This is a genomic window from uncultured Roseobacter sp., assembly GCF_947499265.1.
GTDB lineage: Bacteria > Pseudomonadota > Alphaproteobacteria > Rhodobacterales > Rhodobacteraceae > Roseobacter.
The window spans coordinates 122139-141435 of sequence record NZ_CANMNK010000007.1 but is presented as its reverse complement, the minus strand read 5'-3'; the positions used below and the strand labels follow the sequence as shown (position 1 = coordinate 141435).

At 59.8% G+C, this 19297-nt stretch carries 23 protein-coding genes and 1 tRNA gene; 10 read left to right on the top strand and 14 right to left on the bottom strand.

Translation table 11 applies throughout. The features are described 5' to 3' along the window. Positions 1-6 precede the first annotated feature (6 nt). From Q1A63_RS19115 to pyk, 6 genes are all read right to left on the bottom strand, one after another. Entirely contained in the window at positions 7-816 is an 810-nt protein-coding gene (locus tag Q1A63_RS19115) for an ABC transporter substrate-binding protein (RefSeq protein WP_298975001.1), read from the bottom strand. Between the two features lie 120 nt (positions 817-936). Further along, positions 937-1836 (bottom strand): lysophospholipid acyltransferase family protein, encoded by a 900-nt coding sequence (locus tag Q1A63_RS19110; RefSeq protein ID WP_298974586.1) that lies wholly within the window; start codon positions 1834-1836, stop codon positions 937-939. A 182-nt stretch (positions 1837-2018) separates the two neighbouring features. Next, the gene (gene rplT, locus Q1A63_RS19105; RefSeq protein ID WP_138662406.1) at positions 2019-2384 is read right to left on the bottom strand and encodes a 50S ribosomal protein L20; all 366 of its coding nucleotides are present in this window, start codon (positions 2382-2384) and stop codon (positions 2019-2021) included. A 17-nt stretch (positions 2385-2401) separates the two neighbouring features. After that, complete coding sequence (gene rpmI / locus Q1A63_RS19100; protein ID WP_298920221.1) at positions 2402-2602, bottom strand: 50S ribosomal protein L35; 201 nt, start codon at positions 2600-2602, stop codon at positions 2402-2404. A gap of 141 nt (positions 2603-2743) precedes the next feature. Continuing rightward, on the bottom strand, positions 2744-2968 hold the full coding sequence (locus Q1A63_RS19095; protein ID WP_298974583.1) for a hypothetical protein: 225 nt from the start codon (positions 2966-2968) through the stop codon (positions 2744-2746). 34 nt (positions 2969-3002) lie between these two features. Beyond that, entirely contained in the window at positions 3003-4451 is a 1449-nt protein-coding gene (pyk, locus tag Q1A63_RS19090; RefSeq protein ID WP_298974580.1) for a pyruvate kinase, read from the bottom strand. 207 nt (positions 4452-4658) lie between these two features. Here pyk and Q1A63_RS19085 point away from each other — a divergent pair, with 207 nt between their 5' ends. After that, positions 4659-4970, top strand: a complete 312-nt coding sequence (locus Q1A63_RS19085) for a DUF1244 domain-containing protein (protein ID WP_298974578.1) — start codon at positions 4659-4661, stop codon at positions 4968-4970. A gap of 65 nt (positions 4971-5035) precedes the next feature. Continuing rightward, positions 5036-5593, top strand: coding sequence for a hypothetical protein (locus tag Q1A63_RS19080; protein WP_298974577.1), 558 nt, complete (start codon positions 5036-5038; stop codon positions 5591-5593). Between the two features lie 41 nt (positions 5594-5634). Here the strand turns inward: Q1A63_RS19080 and Q1A63_RS19075 are convergent, their stop codons facing one another. The 3 genes from Q1A63_RS19075 to dgcN form a co-directional block, all read right to left on the bottom strand. Beyond that, the gene (locus Q1A63_RS19075) at positions 5635-6495 is read right to left on the bottom strand and encodes a D-amino-acid transaminase (RefSeq protein WP_298974576.1); all 861 of its coding nucleotides are present in this window, start codon (positions 6493-6495) and stop codon (positions 5635-5637) included. Between the two features lie 73 nt (positions 6496-6568). Beyond that, positions 6569-7534: an N-acetyl-D-Glu racemase DgcA gene (gene dgcA / locus Q1A63_RS19070; RefSeq protein ID WP_298974573.1), complete on the bottom strand. Its 966-nt coding sequence runs from the start codon at positions 7532-7534 to the stop codon at positions 6569-6571. Positions 7535-7593: 59 nt separating this feature from the next. Continuing rightward, positions 7594-8595 carry an N-acetyltransferase DgcN gene (gene dgcN, locus Q1A63_RS19065; RefSeq protein ID WP_298974571.1) on the bottom strand — a complete coding sequence of 334 codons (1002 nt, stop codon included), beginning with the start codon at positions 8593-8595 and terminating at the stop codon, positions 7594-7596. Positions 8596-8846: 251 nt separating this feature from the next. Here dgcN and Q1A63_RS19060 point away from each other — a divergent pair, with 251 nt between their 5' ends. Then, positions 8847-9803 carry an L-malyl-CoA/beta-methylmalyl-CoA lyase gene (locus tag Q1A63_RS19060; protein WP_298974570.1) on the top strand — a complete coding sequence of 319 codons (957 nt, stop codon included), beginning with the start codon at positions 8847-8849 and terminating at the stop codon, positions 9801-9803. 66 nt (positions 9804-9869) lie between these two features. Next, entirely contained in the window at positions 9870-10340 is a 471-nt protein-coding gene (locus Q1A63_RS19055; protein WP_298974569.1) for a DUF302 domain-containing protein, read from the top strand. 68 nt (positions 10341-10408) lie between these two features. Here Q1A63_RS19055 and Q1A63_RS19050 read toward each other — a convergent pair whose 3' ends face one another. Next, on the bottom strand, positions 10409-10861 hold the full coding sequence (locus Q1A63_RS19050; protein WP_298974568.1) for an Lrp/AsnC family transcriptional regulator: 453 nt from the start codon (positions 10859-10861) through the stop codon (positions 10409-10411). A gap of 71 nt (positions 10862-10932) precedes the next feature. On the opposite strand from Q1A63_RS19050, the gene Q1A63_RS19045 reads away from it, so the two are divergent. Then, the gene (locus tag Q1A63_RS19045; protein ID WP_298974567.1) at positions 10933-11529 is read left to right on the top strand and encodes a LysE family translocator; all 597 of its coding nucleotides are present in this window, start codon (positions 10933-10935) and stop codon (positions 11527-11529) included. Positions 11530-11592: 63 nt separating this feature from the next. Further along, positions 11593-12555, top strand: a complete 963-nt coding sequence (locus Q1A63_RS19040; RefSeq protein WP_299632377.1) for an acetyl-CoA carboxylase carboxyltransferase subunit alpha — start codon at positions 11593-11595, stop codon at positions 12553-12555. Between the two features lie 3 nt (positions 12556-12558). On the opposite strand, the gene Q1A63_RS19035 is transcribed toward Q1A63_RS19040, so the two are convergent. The 3 genes from Q1A63_RS19035 to Q1A63_RS19025 form a co-directional block, all read right to left on the bottom strand. Next, positions 12559-13041 carry a GNAT family N-acetyltransferase gene (locus Q1A63_RS19035; protein WP_298974563.1) on the bottom strand — a complete coding sequence of 161 codons (483 nt, stop codon included), beginning with the start codon at positions 13039-13041 and terminating at the stop codon, positions 12559-12561. A gap of 149 nt (positions 13042-13190) precedes the next feature. Beyond that, the gene (locus tag Q1A63_RS19030) at positions 13191-13841 is read right to left on the bottom strand and encodes a GntR family transcriptional regulator (RefSeq protein WP_298974561.1); all 651 of its coding nucleotides are present in this window, start codon (positions 13839-13841) and stop codon (positions 13191-13193) included. A 48-nt stretch (positions 13842-13889) separates the two neighbouring features. Beyond that, positions 13890-14582: a SprT family zinc-dependent metalloprotease gene (locus Q1A63_RS19025; RefSeq protein ID WP_298974558.1), complete on the bottom strand. Its 693-nt coding sequence runs from the start codon at positions 14580-14582 to the stop codon at positions 13890-13892. 112 nt (positions 14583-14694) lie between these two features. On the opposite strand from Q1A63_RS19025, the gene Q1A63_RS19020 reads away from it, so the two are divergent. The 4 genes from Q1A63_RS19020 (at position 14695) to Q1A63_RS19005 (ending at position 18113) form a co-directional block, all read left to right on the top strand. Next, positions 14695-15030 carry a TIGR02300 family protein gene (locus tag Q1A63_RS19020; RefSeq protein ID WP_298974557.1) on the top strand — a complete coding sequence of 112 codons (336 nt, stop codon included), beginning with the start codon at positions 14695-14697 and terminating at the stop codon, positions 15028-15030. A gap of 118 nt (positions 15031-15148) precedes the next feature. Continuing rightward, positions 15149-15224, top strand: a tRNA-Ala gene (locus Q1A63_RS19015). 161 nt (positions 15225-15385) lie between these two features. Next, positions 15386-15826: a carboxymuconolactone decarboxylase family protein gene (locus tag Q1A63_RS19010; RefSeq protein WP_298974554.1), complete on the top strand. Its 441-nt coding sequence runs from the start codon at positions 15386-15388 to the stop codon at positions 15824-15826. 187 nt (positions 15827-16013) lie between these two features. Continuing rightward, on the top strand, positions 16014-18113 hold the full coding sequence (locus Q1A63_RS19005; protein WP_298974552.1) for a DEAD/DEAH box helicase: 2100 nt from the start codon (positions 16014-16016) through the stop codon (positions 18111-18113). Positions 18114-18254: 141 nt separating this feature from the next. Here Q1A63_RS19005 and Q1A63_RS19000 read toward each other — a convergent pair whose 3' ends face one another. Next, a complete protein-coding gene (locus tag Q1A63_RS19000; protein ID WP_299408477.1) occupies positions 18255-19277 on the bottom strand; it encodes a fatty acid desaturase in 1023 nt (340 codons plus the stop codon). Between the last annotated feature and the right edge of the window lie 20 nt (positions 19278-19297).

The following is a 19297-nucleotide window of genomic DNA, read 5'->3' as shown; positions in this document are numbered from 1 at the left end:
GGCGCCTTATTTGATCAATGGCACACCCGTCGCTTCCTGCAGCCATTCGGCTTCGATCGCCGCCAATGTGCCATCCGATTTCAGCGCCGCCAGCGCCGCATCCACACATTCCTTCAGCGGGTTGCCTTCGGTCATCAACATGCCGAAGTGATCGGGGTTGGCCGTCTCATCCGGCGCAAACTGGCCCAGAACGGCGCCACCTTCCAGCACAACCGCAGACAGATAGAGCGCGGTCGGCAGATCAAACAGCGCCGCATCGACCTGCCCCGCTTTCATGGCTTCGACAACATTCGCATTGTCATCATAGACGAGCGGGCTGGAGCCTGGCGATATGGTTTCCATCACCACCGGCAGCGCCGTGGTCGAGGCCACCACGCCCCATTTCATCTCCTTCATCGCATCGAGGCTCGGGTCCAGACCATCGCCACCCCGCACCAGTACCGCCATCGGGGCGGTGTAATAAGGCTCGGAAAAGTCGACGACCTTGTCGCGTTCCGCCGTGATCGAGAATTGCTGCATGTTGAGGTCAAAATCCTTCGCCCCGGGCTGGATCGCCTGATCGAAGGAGGTGCGGGTCCAGACCACGTCCCCTTCCGCAAAGCCCATCGCATCGGCCAGCGCATAGGCCACGGCGGCTTCAAACCCCTGCCCGCTTTCCGGCGCGTCATCAATCACCCAAGGATAATACGCCGGGTTGCCGGTTGCGATGGTCAGCTTGCCTTCCGCGAGGGTTTTGCCATCCGCGCAGCTTTGCGCCGCGGCGGCTCCAGCCATCAAGACAGTTCCCAGAGCGGCGCTGGTCAGAAATTTCCACATCATGATCTCTCCCCGAAATCGTTGGTTTTCTGACAGTGTTTATCTCTTTTGCACCTGCAACGCGCAAGTCCGGATCAGCCAGCAGAGGAGCGCGCGCCAAGGATCCGCCCGAGAATCGGGCTAGGATGATTTCCAGCGCCGGTGCACCCAGAGCCATTGCGACATGTTCGCGCGCACTTGAGCCTCAAGGCTGTCGTTGAGGGCCTGGGTCATTTCTTCGGGGGTGGTATGCGGAATGGGCGGCTCCACGATCATCTCGAAGCTCAGCCCATCGGGTTGGCGAATACCATAGCAGGGCACCAAGAGCGCGTCGTACCGCAGCGCAAGCTCCGCCGCGGACAGCGCGGTATAGGCCCGGTGACCAAAAAACGTGAGCGGCGCACCCGCCTGCATGTGCTGATCGATCAGCAAGGCAATCGCGTTGCCCGCTTTGAGAAACCTGACCATTTCGCCCATCCCGCGCCGCCCCCGCAGAAACAGCGGCGTGCCGACCTGCGAAATGCGCGAGACGTAGAAGTCATTGAACCCCTTGTAGTTCATGCTCCGGTAGAGCCCGCCCACCTGCAGACCGCGCTGGATCAGCTTAGAGCGCACGATGTCGTAGTTGCCGATATGACCTGACACCAGAATGACCGGGCGTCCGGCCTCGCGTGCTGCGTCGATGGCGGCAAGCCCGTCCCCCGTAATCGGTGTATTCCGCGCGGTTTCGACAAGTTTCTTGGGCGAAAACAGCTCACACAAGGTGCGCCCAATCTGATCGGGCACATCTCGGGTCATTTGCGCCACGTCTTCCTCGGGCATATCGGGGAAGATGAAATGCATGTTATCGCGGATCCGCCCGCGATACCCGATGACCGGCGCCACCAGCCGCGAGATCACCCAACCACCAACGGGCACGCGCGTCCGGTAGGGCAACAGCGTCAGTGACCTGATGATCCCGATGATCACGGCGCTGACGATCCGATCCTTCAGATCAGGCTCTTCATCGCTCTTTTGATTTTTACTGCCGGTCGCTGCCATCTGAAATTCTTGTAGGTTTCTCTGTCCGGGGTTGTATCACTTAACGGCACCCGCTCAATAGGCTGCGGTCAGCTTATTGCGGGGCGCCCGAACCGGTTTCTGCCGCCCACCCCATATGGGGTCTGAAACGAAAAAAGCCGCCCCTTTTGGAGCGGCTTTCTCAATTCCTGTTCACAATGGCTTCAGGCGGCCAGTGCGTCTTGTGCCTGTTTGACGATCGCACCAAATGCATCGGGTTCATGCACGGCCAAGTCGGCCAGTACTTTACGGTCCACTTCGATACCTGCAAGGCTCAGACCGTTGATGAAGCGGCTGTAGGTCAGCGCCTCGTCGTGGCTGCGCACAGCTGCGTTGATCCGCTGGATCCACAACGCCCGGAAATTGCGCTTGCGGTTCTTACGGTCACGGGTGGCGTATTGGTTGGCTTTGTCGACGGCCTGGCGGGCAACCTTGAAGGTGCTCTTGCGACGACCGTAGTAGCCTTTGGCGGCCTTGATGACCTTCTTGTGACGCGCGTGGGTGACGGTTCCACCTTTAACTCGGCTCATATCAGTTCTCCTGTCACTTAGCGGTCGTAGGGCATGAAGCCCTTGACGATTTTGGCATCTGGTGCGGACAATTCTGTTGTCCCGCGTGCATTCCGGATGAATTTGCGCGTCCGTTTGATCATGCCGTGGCGTTTGCCAGCCTGACCGCCGATGACCTTGCCAGTGGCCGTCACCTTGAAGCGCTTCTTGGCGCTCGATTTCGTCTTCATCTTGGGCATTTCCGTCTCCTATCGTTCAGATCGGTATCTCACGCGACTCGGCATGCCACATTGGCCGGTCCCGCAACTCAGAAGCCGCTCTTTAAGAGGTTGCACCGAATATGGCAAGAGCCGATTGGCCCCAGCAACGGCACGGGTGTCTCAGGGCAGATATTTCACAAACACCTGCACGAAGGTTTTGGGCAGCGACGCGGCGGTGTAGCCAACCGGAGACGTGGCAGAGGCGTAGACAATCAGCCCTGTGGCCAGCAAAACCGTGAGTGCCGATGCGCGCGGCACCCGCCGATCCACCAGCGCCGAAAAGATTGAAATAAGTGAAAACGCACCAATGATGATCCCCAGCACCATAGCTGTGTCTGCATCCATCGCCTGACCCTTCCCCCGTATCGCCGGGGCAAGTTTACTCTGGATCGGTATTGAAAATCAAACGTTCGTCACAGGGGGCAACGCGCAGAATATTCGTGCTGCCCGGCACATTGAAGGGCACACCCGCGGTCACGACGATCTGGTCGTTTTCCTCGGCATATCCTTGGCGCAGGGCGGCCCGCGCCGAGGCAACAACCGCAAGCTTGAACCGTTCCAGCTTGTCGGTGATCACGCAATTGGTGCCCCAGCTCAGCGTCAGGCGGCGCGCCGTGCGCACCAGCGGGGTCATCGCCAGAATGGGCACACGGGGCCGTTCGCGCGCAACCAGCAGGGCGGTTGTACCGCTTTGGCTGAAACAGCAGATGGCCTTGATATCCGTGGTCTCAGCGATCTCCCGTGCCGCCGAGACGATCCCATCCGCGATGGTGGCACCTTTGCTCTCACGCGAGGCTTCGATGATCTGGGTGTAGGTCGGGTCAAGCTCGACCTCAGTGGCGACGTTATTCATCGTCGTTACGGCCTCAACGGGATAGGCACCCGCTGCGGATTCCGCTGACAACATCACCGCATCCGCACCCTCATAGATGGCCGTTGCCACATCGGAGACCTCGGCCCGCGTGGGCATCGGGCTTTCGATCATGCTTTCCATCATCTGCGTGGCCACGATCACGGGCTTGGCCGCAGACCGGCATTTGCGAACGAGACGTTTCTGAATCGGTGGTACATTCTGCACCGGCAATTCCACACCAAGGTCGCCGCGCGCCACCATGATCCCATCGCTGACCTTAAGAATATCCTCGAAGTTCTGCACCGCAGCCGGTTTTTCGATCTTGGAGAGGATCGCAGCGCGACCATTTGCAAGATCAGAAGCCTCCAGCACATCTTCGGGCCGTTGGACAAAGCTAAGCGCCAGCCAGTCCACGCCCAATTCGCAAACAAACTCCAGATCCTTGCGATCCTTGTCAGACAGCGCAGCCAGCGGCAGCACCACATCCGGCACATTCACGCCTTTGCGGTTGGAAATCACGCCGCCCGCAACCACCGTACAATTGGCAAAATCGGGCCCACATTCATTGACCTTGAGGCGGATTTTACCGTCGTTCACCAGCAGGCTGGCACCGGGTTCAAGGGCCGCAAAAATCTCCGGATGGGGCAGACAAACGCGGGTCGCATCGCCCTCCGCCGTATCCAGATCCATGCGGAAGGACGCACCTTCTTCAAGCATCTCGCCATCTTCATTTGTGAAGACACCGACACGCAGTTTTGGCCCCTGCAGATCCGCGAGGATACAGATGCTACCGCCAGTGTCTTCTTCGATCTGGCGAATGATCTTGTGCTTTTCGCGGATTTCTTCGTGGCTGCCGTGGCTCATGTTGAGCCGGAACACATCCGCGCCTGCGGTGTGGAGCGCATGAATCATCTCGTAGGTCTCAGACGCCGGTCCGAGGGTGGCCACGATTTTGACGTTGCGGGTGCGTCTCATCTTGATAGTCGTCCTTCTTGGGCTTGTTACCGCTAACGGCTTGCGCACCTTATGTCGCATGATGGCACGCAGAGCAACTGCCGTCACCCTGCGTGGTTTCAATTAAGCCTTGATGACATCGCATTTGTACAGGACGTAGGCACACCGTCCGCGGTTGACATGCGCGCGCGCCGACCCAATCTGACATGTCATACAAAGGAGCCCACCATGCCATCGCAACAAGAGATCGAATTTCAGGCCGCCGCGTTTCGCCGGTTGCAAAAGCACCTGATGGAGGATCGCACCGACGTTCAGAACATCGACATGATGAACCTTGCCGGGTTTTGCCGGAATTGCCTGAGCCGCTGGTATGCGGAGGCGGCCGCGGAACAGGGTGTCGAGATCGGCAAAGAGGAAGCGCGCGAGCTGTTCTACGGGATGACGATGGACACGTGGAAAACCAACTATCAGACCGAGGCGACAGGCGATCAGCAAAAGGCATTCGAAAAGAGTTTCGCGGAGAACGTGGGCAAGGGGTGAAACCGTAACAACACGTTAAGTCATCTGCGGTTAGGGTCCGTGCATCCCGAGACAGGAGCCTTCGGATGCGACCTCTGCTTATCTTGCTGCTTGCGGCCTTGCCCGGCTGGCCCCTTGCCAACACCTATGTGCAGTACAAGGATTGGTCGGTTTACATCACCGAAGTCGACACCGGTCAGGATCTGCGCCGCACCTGCTCTGCTTCGACCGGCGGTGATGGGCTGCCACGGCTGTCGATCACCACAAGCAATGGCGATGTCGGCCCGCCGCTGGACTATCCCGCGCCGCTCATTGAGGAACGGGCACCCCGCGGCTATGGCACCCAGATCCAGCCCGGCGACTACATCATCTATGAATTTGACGATGGCTCCGGCGCCGAAGCTACGCTGGAGACCGGATATGAGGAAGGTGTTTTCCCCTTCGCGCGCGTACAGCCCTTCCCGCGGGAAATCCTGTGGATGCTACAATCGATGCGCAGCGCGCAGACCATTTCAATCTACCGTGTCAGCAGGGACACCGCGGCACGCGAGCCTGTCACAACCTTTTCGCTGGCGGGTTTTACAGCCGCATACCTCAAGATGATCGAAAGCTGCGGTCACATTCCAGGAGAGGTCATCCGCTGACCCCCCCCGCCCTAACGTGATCAGGAAAAGCCGGTGCGCCGTCAGATCGCGGCTTTCATGCTTTCTTCCAGATAGATTTCGCGCAGCCGCGGCGCGACCCGCCCGGGGACACCTTCACCCAAAGCCACCCCGTCAATCTCCACAACGGGCATCACAAAGGTGCTGGCCGAGGTGATGAAAGCTTCGTCCGCCGCCTTCGCTTCATCAATCGTGAAATTGCGCTCTTCCACTTCCATCTGGGCCTCTTGCGCAAAACGCAGCACAGCCGCCCGCGTGATCCCATGCAGGATATCGTTGCTCAGACCCCGGGTGATGATCTTGTTGCCCTTGACGATATAGGCATTGTTGCTGGTGCCTTCGGTGACAAATCCGTCTTCGATCATCCAAGCATCATCCGCACCGGCCTTTTTCGCCATCATCTTGCCCATCGAAGGATAGAGCAACTGCACCGTCTTGATGTCACGCCGCCCCCAGCGGATATCGTCAATGCTAATGACCTTCATGCCCTTTTGCGCCGCCGGGCTGTTGGCCAATCCCGGTTTGGACTGGGTGAAAAGCACAATTGTCGGCACCGTCGTTTCGGGATCGGGGAACACAAAGTCCCGATCCCCCGGCGCACCGCGGGTAATCTGCAGATAGATCATGCCTTCGTCGATCTCATTGACGCGCACCAACTCGCGGTGCACCTCCAACAGATCCTCTTTGCTGATCGGGCTGCGCATATCCAACTCGTCCAGAGACCGCTGCAACCGTACCGCGTGACCGTCAAAATCGATCAGCTTGCCGCCCAGAACCGAGGTCACCTCATAGACGCCATCAGCCATCAGAAACCCGCGATCAAAGATCGAGACCGATGCTTCGTTTTCGGGCAGGTAGTCACCATTCAAGTATACTGTGCGCATTTTGGTCTCCTTCGTCCGGGTGCCGCCGGTTGCTGGTTTCGATCCCACGTCTTCAAGGGTTTACCGGCATTCCTCAGCCCCACAACCCCACATCTGAGGGATGAACGCCTTTTTCATCAAAAAGCAGCGGCGTGTCACGGTCTTCGGCCAGCAAAAGCGGGCCATCCAGATCCGTCACCATTGCCCCCTGCGCCAGTAGAACCGCCGGGGCCATGGCCAGGCTGGAACCGACCATGCATCCGATCATGATGTCATAGCCCTGCGCCAACCCCTCGCTGCGCAGCGCCAGCGCCTCGGTCAGCCCACCCGCCTTGTCCAGCTTGATATTGATCACATCGTATTTGCCTTTGAGCTTGGGCAGGCTCGCGCGGTCATGACAGCTTTCATCGGCACAGACCGGTACAGGGCGTTCCATCCCGATCAGCGCCTCGTCCTCACCTGCGGGCAAGGGCTGCTCCACGAGGGCCACGCCCAGACGCACCAGATGCGGCGCAAGATCCGCGTAGACCTCTGCGCTCCAGCCCTCGTTGGCATCAATGATGATCTTGGCATCCGGCGCGCCCGCCCGCACGGCCTCCAGCCGGGGCATGTCGTCTGGCGTGCCCAGTTTGATTTTCAGCAGGGGTCTGTGGGCGTGTTGCGCCGCCTGCGCACGCATGTTTTCGGGCGTGTCCAGCGACAGGGTATAGGCGGTGATCTCTGGCCCCGGTGCGGGCAATCCGGCCAGCTCCCACGCACGTTTGCCTGCTTGTTTCGCCTCCAGATCCCATAGCGCGCAATCCACCGCGTTGCGCGCGGCCCCCGCAGGCAACAGATCGTAAAGCGCAGCGCGCGTTACATCCTCGGGCAGATTTTCGATCTCCGCCGTTACACTGTCGAGCGTTTCATCATATCTGGCGTAGGGCACGCATTCGCCCCATCCCGTATGCGTCCCGTCTGTCACCTGCACGGTCAGCACCTTTGCCTCCGTCCGCGACCCTCGGCTGATCGTGAAAACCTGCGCGAGACGGAATACATCGTGGCTGACGGTAATGCGCATGCTGGCTCCTCTACCCTTCTTCAAACACTCACGCCCGACGCGGCGACACAAAGACCGATTTACAGCGCCAGCAACGCATCCACCAGCTTGCCCGCGCCAAAACGGAACGGATCGGAAGCCGGCAGGCCCATCCGGTCCTCGATCTCCTGCAGGCACGCCTTTGCCGCGTCCTCATCCAGCGCCTTGGTGTTGACCGAAACGCCTGTGACCTGACAGTCAGGATTGGCCACGCGCGCAATCGGCAGTGCGGTGTCGCGCAATTGCTCCAACGTGGGCAGGCCGTAGCTCGGCAGCCCGCGCATGTGCGTGCGTGTCGGCTCGTGACAGAGGATCAGCGCATCCGGCTGCCCGCCATGGATCAGCGCCATGGTCACGCCGGAATAGGATACGTGGAAAAGGCTCCCCTGCCCTTCGATATGATCCCAGTGATCCGCGTCATTGTCCGGTGTCAGGTACTCGACCGCTCCCGCCATGAAATCCGCGATCACCGCGTCCAGCGGCACGCCCTTGCCCGTGATCAGAATACCCGTCTGTCCGGTGGCGCGGAAATCGGATTTCAACCCCCGTTTGACCATCTCGGCATCCATGGACATCGCCGTATACATCTTGCCGCAGGAACAATCGGTACCGATCGCCAGCACCCGCTTGCCCGTGCGCTTTACACCGTTTGCAATCGGATAGGCCACCGAAGGTACACGCACATCATGTAGCGTGCCGCCGTTGACCTTCGCCGCTGCCTGCAGCTCATCTTCGTTGCGCAGCAGGTTGTGCAGGCCGGCAGCGATGTCATACCCCATCTGCAACGCCTGCACCAAAACCACTTTCCATTCATCCGAAATCACGCCGCCGCGGTTGGCCACGCCGATCACAAGCGTCTTGGCCCCCGCTTTCAGGCCTTCCTCTAGCGTCAGGTCTGTAAGACCCATGTCCGCACCACAGCCCGGCAGGCGGAACTGGCCAACCGCGTTTTCCGGACGCCAGTCCTTGATGCCCTGCGCGACCTTTGCGGCCAGTTGATCCGGCGCGTCGCCAAGGAACAAAAGATATGGTGTCTGGATCATGGTTAAGCCTCCGTAAATTTCAGTGCAATTTCTCTCCTTTGACCTGCAATGACATCGTTAATGAAGTAATATTTGTTCCTCACACGCAATTTTCTTCGAATATTTTTAGAAATTGACGAAGAATTCAGCACCGCACCAAGAGCCACCCGTCGAATCCCATGCTGCATCTGCAAAATGCACTTGCAGCATCTTGCGCAATTTAATATCAACAGACGCAACGCAATCGTAATTTTATTACCCGAAGGTCCCGCATGAGTTTCCGCATCCAGCCTGCCGCCCCCGCCCGCCCCAATCGTTGCCAGCTCTTCGGTCCCGGGTCGCGCCCGGCGATTTTCGAGAAAATGGCGGCCTCCGCTGCGGATGTGATCAATCTCGATCTCGAAGACAGCGTTGCGCCCTCCGACAAGGACAGCGCGCGCGCGAACATCATTGCCGCCATCTCTGACATCGACTGGGGTACCAAGACCTTGTCCGTGCGGATCAACGGATTGGACACGCCTTTCTGGTATCGCGATGTGGTCGATCTTTTGGAGCAGGCGGGCGACCGGCTGGATCAGATCATGATCCCCAAGGTCGGCTGCGCCGCCGACATCTACGCCGTGGACGCGCTCGTCACGGCTATTGAAGCCGCCAAGGGGCGTGCCAAAAAAATCAGCTTCGAGGTCATTATCGAATCCGCCGCTGGCATTGCACATGTTGAGGAGATCGCGGCAAGCTCACCCCGCCTGCAGGCCATGAGCCTGGGGGCAGCCGATTTCGCCGCCTCCATGGGGATGCAAACGACCGGCATCGGCGGCACGCAGGAAAACTACTACATGATCCGCGAGGGTCAGAAACATTGGTCCGACCCCTGGCACTGGGCGCAAGCCGCGATCGTTGCCGCCTGCCGCACGCACGGTGTTCTGCCCGTCGATGGCCCCTTTGGCGATTTTTCGGACGATGACGGGTTCCGCGCCCAGGCCCGCCGCTCCGCCACGCTGGGCATGGTTGGCAAATGGGCCATTCACCCCAAGCAGGTTGCCATCGCCAATGAGGTTTTCACCCCCTCCGACGAAGCCGTGGCCGAAGCACGCGAAATCCTCGCCGCCATGGAAGGGGCCAAAGCCAAGGGCGAAGGCGCAACCGTCTACAAGGGTCGTCTGGTTGACATTGCATCGATCAAACAGGCCGAAGTCATCGTACGACAGTCCGAAATGATCAACGGCTAACGTATCTTTGATTTGGCTTTCGCGCGGGTTGGTGGCTGAGTGTCCACATCAGAACTGGAGCCTCCCATGTACCGACTCTTCGCCCTGGCCGTCACCTGCCTGTGGATCACTTCCGCCCAGGCGCAATCTATCGCGCCGCGCGAGGGTTGGGTTGTCATCGAAACCGGCAAGGCGCACGCGACGCTCCTCGCCGACCTGAAAAAAGCGGTCAAGGCGAACAAGATGGGTGTCGTCACACAGGCAGGCCCAACTGGGGCGGCGCGCAACCGGGGCATTGCCATTCCCGAAAACCGCGTTGTCGGCGTATTCAACAATGATTTTGCGGTGAAAGTGCTGGCGACCTCAACCGCCGCGATGATCGAAGCGCCCATTCGCTTTTACGTCACCGAAGAGGCGGATGGCACCGCGACCCTCTCTTACAAAACTCCGGGCTTCGTCTTTGCGCCCTATTTGGACGAGGGCGGCCAGGCGCTTGCCGATCTCGCGGTCGAACTTGACGCCAAATTCAACGCAATCGCCACCGCCGCCAGTCAGTAGCGGTTTCTTCTGGCCAAAAATATCCTCACCGAAGGTATTCATCTCTTTTGGCGCAGCGGGAGATTCGCCTACGCGCGTTCGTCCTTGGGCGACCCCATCACCACATAAGACGTGATCGAATTAACCTGCGGTAGAGCCCCCAATTTGTCCGTGTGAAAACTCTTGTAACTCGGCAGATCGGCACATTCCACGCGCAGCAGATACTCGATGGAACCGGTGATATTGTGGCACTCCACAACCTCCGAGGCCCGCGAAATCGCCCGCTCGAATGCCTCCTGCGAGGCTTTTGAATGATCCCCCAGCCCGACCCCGATATAGGCAACGAACCCGATCCCGAGCGGCGCCGGATCCAGCACAACGCGGTAGCCCTTGATGACACCGCTGCGCTCCAATTCCTGTAGCCGGCGGAGCGAAGCAGAAGGCGAAAGACCCACCCGGTCGGCCAGTTCGAGGTTACTGATGCGCCCATTGCGCTTCAACTCACGCAATATATGCTCTGATTTCTGATCAATTCCGCCCATATGTTGCGATCTTTGACCCAAAATACACAAAAACGCAATTTCCAGTCGTAAAAAACCGCAATAATTGCGCCATGACTTTCGAAATTCTCTCCGCTCTCACGCTTTTCGCCTTTGTCAGCTCGGCAACCCCGGGCCCCAACAACCTGATGCTGATGGCCTCGGGGGCCAACTATGGCTTTGTCCGATCCCTTCCTCATATGCTGGGCATCTCCATCGGTTTTGCGGTAATGATCATCTTGGTTGGCGCCGGGCTGGTCCGGATTTTTGACGCCTATCCGGTCAGCTACACGCTTCTGAAAGTATTCTCGGTTGTCTATCTTGTGTATCTCGCCTGGAAGATCGCCAACGCCGCACCGATCCGGAAATCTGCCGCCGAAGGCACGCCAATGACCTTTCTCCAGGCGGCCGCCTTTCAATGGGTCAACCCCAAAGCCTGGGCAATGGCACTCACCGCACTTTCGGTCTATGCGCCCGGACAAACCCTGCCCGCCTTCGCCATCGTCGCGGTGGTCTTTGGCCTTGTGAACCTGCCGTCGATCACGCTTTGGACCCTTCTGGGCCAACAGATGGCACGCGTGCTGACCAATCCGACCCGCCTGCAGGTGTTCAACTGGACAATGGCCGGATTGCTGATCGCCTCGCTCTACCCCGTCCTGTTGCCCGCCTGAGAGCCGTTGCATTGCCCCGCAATGCCCGCCATATACGGGTGAGCAACAACGATAAGGTCGACCATGACCCAATACATGGATTTCGAGAAACCGCTGGCCGAGATCGAAGGCAAGGCGGAGGAACTCAGGGCCCTCGCGCGCGCCAATGAAGAAATGGACGTCACCGAAGAAGCGGCGGCACTGGACGTCAAGGCCAGTGCGATGCTGGAAGACCTATATAAATCTCTGACCCCCTGGCGCAAATGCCAGGTCGCACGGCACCCCGAGCGCCCGCATTGTCAGGACTACATCAACGCCCTTTTCACCGATTACACTCCGCTGGCAGGTGACCGGAATTTTGCGGATGACCACGCGGTGATGGGCGGGCTGGCGCGGTTCAATGACACACCGATCATGGTAATCGGCCATGAAAAGGGCAATGACACGAAATCCCGTATCGAGCGCAATTTCGGCATGGCGCGTCCTGAAGGGTATCGCAAGGCCATCCGCCTGATGGACATCGCCCATCGGTTTGGCCTGCCGCTGATCACCCTGGTCGACACGCCCGGCGCTTACCCGGGCAAAGGTGCCGAAGAGCGCGGCCAATCCGAAGCCATTGCGCGCGCGACGGAGAAATGCTTGCAAATCGGCGTCCCGCTGATTTCCGTGGTCATCGGCGAGGGTGGCTCCGGTGGGGCGGTAGCCTTTGCAACGGCAAACCGCGTGGCCATGCTGGAACACTCAGTCTACTCGGTGATCAGCCCCGAAGGCTGCGCCTCGATCCTGTGGAAAGACGCGGAAAAAATGCGCGAGGCCGCGGAAGCGCTGCGCCTGACCGCCAGCGATCTCAAGCAATTGGGTGTGATTGACCGGATCATCCCTGAACCCATGGGCGGCGCGCACCGCGATGCAGCCACGGCAATCGCGGCCGTTGGACGCGCCATTGAAGGCATGTTGCAGGATCTGCAGGGCAAGGACGCGCAGGCTCTGGTCGCGGACCGCCGCAACAAATTCCTTGAAATTGGCGCAAAAGGCCTCGCGGCCTGATCGCTACACCGCCGCCTCAAACCGGATCCGAAAGCGCGGGCCCGGAGGGTCGATCTCGTCAAACCCCAAAGCTGGGTAAATCTGCTGGGCCAGGGTGTTGTCGGGATGGGTCCCAACGATCAGATATCGGCAACCTTGGTGCTGCGCGAGCCGTTGGCTGGCCTTGATCAGGGCTTTGCCAACCCCCATTTGGCGCGCTTCCGGGATAACATAGAGATGCTGCAGGTCCATGCCCCGCACCCCGAACTGCATCTGCGCCAAGGGACAAAGGGCCGCATAGCCAATGGTTTCGTCTTCATGAAGGGCCAGCAGAATACGCACCCAAGGCTGCGGTCCCAGAATATCGCGCGCCAGTTCCCGTGCTGTGACGGTGGCCACATCCCCGTGATGATCCGCCAATTCTGACACCATCCGCAATACAGCCGGAATATCATTTGCTTCCGCGGGTCTGATCTTCCCGGAAAACACCTTTTTCTCTTTGCTCATTACACCACTTACCAAAAATAACCAAAGTCCAACCCCTCACGCCATGCGCTGAATACAACGTATAATTGTGTCCCCGAAAGGGCTGAATTTTGGTAAAATTCAATTTATGGTTGAAATACACAAGGGCAGACGTCGCGTCAGAACGTGGCTTAGCTGGCCAGCATTCGCAAACCCTGCGTCACATCCGAGCGTACCGCGAGACGCAAACCCGGCTCATCCCCGGCGCGCAGAGCGGCGATGATCAACCGATGGAACTGGGGTGGTTCTGTCTTGCGCAGCCGACCATAGAGCGCGCGCATCGTGGGCCCCATCTGCAGCCAGACGGTTTCGGCCATGGCCAACATCGCAGGCGCTTGCGCGCGCAAGTACAAGGTTCGGTGGAATTCCAGATTGGTCCTGATGTAGTTCACCGCGTCCCGATGCGCGACTGCTTCGGCGATGGTCGCGTTGATGCTCTGCAGCCGTTCAATCAATGCCATATGTGCACGGGGCAAGGCGCGGCTGGCCAGTTCCACCTCGATCAGGGCGCGCAGCGCTGCAAGCTCTTCGATCCGTTCGTTGCTCAACTCAGGTGTGGTCACGCGACCCGAAGATGACATCGTGAGCGCCCCCTCCGCCACAAGGCGGCGCACCGCCTCTCGTGCAGGGGTCATCGAAACCTCATATTCCTTGCCAATGCCGCGCAGTGTCAGCCCCTGTCCAGGCGGCAAATCCCCTTGCATGATCCGACCGCGCAACGCGCGATAAACGCGATCATGGGCAACGGGCGTGGCATCAACGGGGCGCGGGTTCAGGATCATCATCGGTTTGTGATCACAAACCTTGCTCAGGTCAAGCCCCGGCGCGTTTCACCGGTCAAACCGATATCTGTGCAGATCGCCCCCATGTTTGCGCAGCCATGCGCGTGGCGCGGTGTACGCACCGTGAATCCGCTGGACTTCGTTCCAGAAAGCAGGCGCGTGGTTCATCTCGGACAGATGCGCGACTTCATGCGCCGCGACGTAGTCGAGCACGTCCGGCGGCGCCATAATCAACCGCCATGAATACATCAACCGTCCTTCGGCAGTGCAGGAGCCCCAGCGGGAACGGGTATCGCGCAGGGTGATCGCAGAATAGGGCTTTCCCAATTTGGCGGCGAAATGATCCGACGCCTCCGCCAGACGCGCGCGAGCCACGGTTTTGAGATACCCCGCCAAACGCGCGCCAATCCGATCAGACGGGCCGGGAACCGCGACGCGCGCGCCGTCAAAGCGCACCTGCCTGCCCGCACCGGCAACCACTTCGTGCATCACACCGCCTACCGGCAATACCGCGCCGAGACGCACCGCAACATCGTCGCCACGCGCCTCAAGATGTTTGCGAATCCATCCCTCCTTTTCGCGGGCAAAGGCCATGGCTTCGCGTTCGGGCACCCGGTTTGGCAAGGTCAGTGTAACGCGCCCGTCCAGTTGGGAGATTCGCAGCGAAATCCGGCGGGCACGGGTCGATCGCCGCAGGATCAAGGGGATGGGCGGGTCGCCGGGCAGGATGATCTGGGGCATAACGGGCTCTCTGGGGTGACCTTCCGCGCGGCAGGCCTTTACAGCCTCCGTTTCATATGGCACTTGGCCGGAATCATCTACAGCAGAACAGCAATTGAAAAGGGGGTTTTTCATGCCCAAAGAAGAATGGGGAACGAAGCGCCTCTGCCCCACCACCGGCAAACGTTTTTATGATCTGAACAAGAATCCGATCGTCAGCCCCTACACCGGCGAAGTGGTCGAGATTGACCTCAGCAAATCACGCATGATCGCGGCGGACGCCGAGGATGCTGCATCCGCCAAGGCCAAGGCCAAAACCTCTACGGAAGAGGATGATGTGGTATTGGATGATGAAGAGGACGTTGATGTAGATCTGGGTGACGATATCCTGGATGACGACGAAGATGATGATGACAGCGTGCCGCTCGAAGAGATTGCGGACGTCGCATCGGAAGACGACGACAACTGATTTGACGATTTCGCGCGGGGCGGCGGGTTTTTTGACTTGATCCCGCCCCGTGATGCGCCTATTCAGCGGCGCACTGGATTTAACGATCCATCCCGTGAGACCCGTAAGGGCGCACAATGGGGCCTTAGCTCAGCTGGGAGAGCGCCTGCATGGCATGCAGGAGGTCAGCGGTTCGATCCCGCTAGGCTCCACCAAAATCCCGACCCGACATCTTCAGGCTTCCTGACCAGCTTCCGCGGCCTGCCCGTTCAAGCGGAGTGGCTTGATTGTGGTCAACGTGGTGGCGCCTGAGACCTGGAACTGGCCGCGAGATCAAAGTCCTGCCAGAGTAGCGCAGACTGTTGGGAGCGAGATGATGATTGAACGCCTGGACTATCTCTCCGTGAACGGACCTGCGATCGCAAGCATGGCGAAAGCCAAGACGCATATGCCCACCATAGACGCAAAACTGCGCGCGCTCATCGAGCTGCGCGTCTCGCAGATCAATGGGTGCGTTTATTGCGTCGATCTGCACACATGCGAGGCACGCGCCGCTGGTGAGACCGAACAACGCCTAGATTGTCTGACCGTTTGGCGGGAATGCCCGTTTTTCTCCAACAGCGAAAAGGCTGCCCTGGCATGGGCCGAAGCCATCACCCTGCTGCCTGATAACGGCGCGCCTGATCACCTGTTCGATGCGATGAAAGCCGAATTCTCTGACGCGCAGATCGTCGATCTTACCCTGATCATTGCGCAGATGAACGCATGGAACCGGTTGGCTGTCAGCTTTGGTCATCTGCCTGACGAACGGCCCTAGGCGCGCCGCCTCGCGCGGACCAACCTTCGGTTTTTAAGGTCAAAGCCGCTATGACCACCCGGGCCCTGCCGGCAACAGAGCAGATTCTCATCGACTCTTGCGCCCCAAAGGCATAACGACGCCGCAACGCGGCGCACCCCTTGGTGCATCCCAACGACCCTCTGCCGCCCAAGAGACAGGTACTTCCGTGATCCAGACCCTTTCCGACGCCTTGGCAAAACAAGGCTATGAAACGCTGACCCCCGTGCAGCAGGCCGTAACAGATCCCGATCTGGTAGCGGCCGATTTGCTGGTTTCGGCCCAGACCGGGTCAGGCAAGACCGTCGGCTTTGGCCTTGCCATCGCCCCGACCCTGCTGGGCGAGGCGCTGCACTTCGGTCCGGCAAGCGCGCCTTTGGCATTGATCATCGCGCCGACGCGCGAGTTGGCCATGCAGGTCAACCGTGAACTGACGTGGCTCTATGGATTGGCCGGTGCCGTGGTCACCTCCTGCGTGGGCGGCATGGACAGCCGGACCGAACGGCGCGCGTTGGAGCGGGGCGCGCATGTCGTGGTCGCCACCCCGGGACGGCTTTGCGATCACATAAAGCGCGGCAATATTGACCTCTCCGCGATCCGCGCGGTGGTGTTGGACGAAGCCGACGAGATGCTGGATCTTGGATTTCGCGAAGAGCTGGAATTCATTCTGTCGGAAACACCCGAGGATCGGCGCACCCTGCTGTTCTCCGCCACGGTGCCAGCGGCCATCGCTAAGCTGGCGCAAAGCTACCAGCGAGATGTGCAGCGCGTGTCCACCGCTGGTGAGACGCGCCAGCATTCGGACATCGAATACCGGGCGCTGACAACGCATCCGCGCGACATCGACAATGCCATCATCAACGTGCTGCGGTTTTACGAGGCCAAAAACGCCATCATCTTCTGCAACACACGCGCGGCTGTGGCGCGCATGACGTCCCGGCTGACGAACCGAAACTTCTCGGTTGTGGCGCTCTCGGGGGAATTGACCCAATCTGAGCGCACGAACGCCTTGCAATCCTTGCGTGACGGGCGGGCGCGAGTTTGCGTGGCCACCGATGTGGCCGCACGCGGGATTGACCTGCCCAATCTGGAACTGGTGATCCACGCCGATCTGCCGTCTAATTCCGATACTTTGCTGCACCGGTCCGGGCGCACCGGGCGGGCGGGTCGCAAGGGCGTTTCGGCGCTGATCGTTCCGCCGAAGCTGCGCTCAAAAGCCAACCGGCTGATCGGTGGTGCGAAGCTGAAGGTTGCCTGGGCCGAACCGCCTTCCGCCGCAGAGGTATTGGCGGAGGATGAGACGCGTCTCTTGGCCGATCCCTCTTGGTCGGAGCCGGTGCCCGAGGACGCCCAGGACATCGTGGCGCGTTTGGTCGAAGAGTTTACCTCGGAGCAATTGGCTGCTGCTTTCGTGAACCTCACCCGCGCACGAAAGTCTGCGCCGGAGGAGCTATCTGATCCCGCGGCGAAGGATGATCGTCCGCGCAAGGAATTCGGCCCGTCGGTCTGGTTCTCGATTTCCCTGGGGCGCAAAGACGGCGCGGAGCCCCGGATGCTCCTGCCGATGGTTTGCAACAAGGGGAACCTGACCAAGGACGATATCGGTGCCATTCGCATTCAACCAAGCCACAGTTTTGTCGAGGTGCTGGCCAGTCGCGCGGAGGCTTTTGTTGCAGCCGTGGGCCCGGATATGGTGCTGGAAAAGGGTGCACAGCTGACGCGTCTGGACGCCGCGCCAAACCTGGATCGCGGCCCGGCGCCAAACCGGAAACCGCGCGGCCCAAAACCAGACTTCAAGAAGCCCGGGCGTGCAAAGCCAGCTTATGATCCGCTGGCGGCTGAGCAGGCCGCGGGTGCGCCGCGCAAACGCGAAAAGCCTCGCTCGGAAGTCACGGATAAACCCTATAAACCAGCCGCGGCACCCAAGGGGAAAAAGCCGCCCAAGTCCCACAAGACCGAGCGCTCGCCGATGAAACCGGGTGCCAAACCGAAGGCCAAATCCAGTGCTCCCGCCGACGGACCGCGGGCCAAGCCGGTCTGGACGAAGGAAAATCGTGATACCGCCAAGGCAGAGCGTCGGACACGCGATAACGAAAACCGCGGGGATCGCAACAGGGATACAAAACCCGGTGGCAAAGGCGGCGCGCCCCGCGATCAGAATGCGTCCAAAAAACGCGCGGCAGATCCCTCCAAGAGGTTTGTACCGCCTCACAAACGCGGCAAACCCTCCGGCAAGGGCCCGAATGCCACACCACGCCGTAAATCCTAAGGTTGGTGTCCCATCATTGGCGCCGTCAGCGCGATGGATGCCGAAGCCACCTGAATGGTCGCCAGGCACGATCGCCAGCAACGGTTTCGCGAAGCGGAACGCACTGCGATGGGCGCTGTACCGTTAGCCTTACCGTGATGCTCAGATCACGCCGTAGGCCGCACGCATCTGGCGAAATGACAGCAAGCGCCGTTGTTTTTCATCCCAAAGGTGCAGGCGCGCGCAGGCGATGCTTTCGCGAATGCTCAGCCGTTGGGCCTCTGCCAATTCGCTATGATCGCGCAACACTTCTTTCAGCCGGTAAAAGGGAATACGGCTGTAAAGATGGTGCACATGATGAATGCCAATATTGGCGGTAAACCACTGCAAAATCCCAGGCATTACATAATGCGAAGAGCCATGCAGCGCCGCTTCGTGTAGCGCCCAATCCTCTGGCTGGTCCCATTGCGTTTCTTCGAATTGATGCTGAACGTAAAACAGCCAGACACCCAGCGTCGCGGCCACCAGCGTTGTCGGCACAAACACCAGCAGCAGTGGCATAAGGCCGCCAAAGTAAACGATCAGCCCCACCGTCAGCGCCACGCCCAGATTGGTACCCATCGAGCTCAGCCAGATGCGCCAACCATCGTCCATCATGCCAAAAGGCAGCCGGTTTTCGAGGTAAAACAGGTAGGCGGGCCCCAGCACAAACAGAACCAGGGGATTGCGGTAAGCGCGATACCGCAGCCGGCCAAACCAGCCGCGCGCGCGATATTCGTCAACTGTCAACGTGACCACATCACCCATGCCACGCTTGTCCAGATTGCCAGCGCTGGCATGGTGAAACGCGTGCGACCGTCGCCAGACGTCATAAGGCGTCAGTGTCAGCACGCCCAAGGCGCGCCCGGTCCAGTCGCTGAGCACACGATTGGCAAAAAACGACCCGTGCCCGCAATCGTGTTGAATGCAAAAAAGGCGCACGAGGAACAGTCCGTTGAGGCAGGCAAGGGCAAACGCCGCCCAATAGCTGATCGACAGCAGCCACCATGCGATGGCCCAGATTGCCAGAAACGGGATAAGGCTCACCGCAATTTCAAAGGTCGACCGCGCCGGGTTCGGGTCGCGATATTTGGCCAGAATGCTCACCCACGCAGCCGCAGGTTTAGACGCAGGATCCACCGGCATGGCGCCCTCAAAGGGAGTTT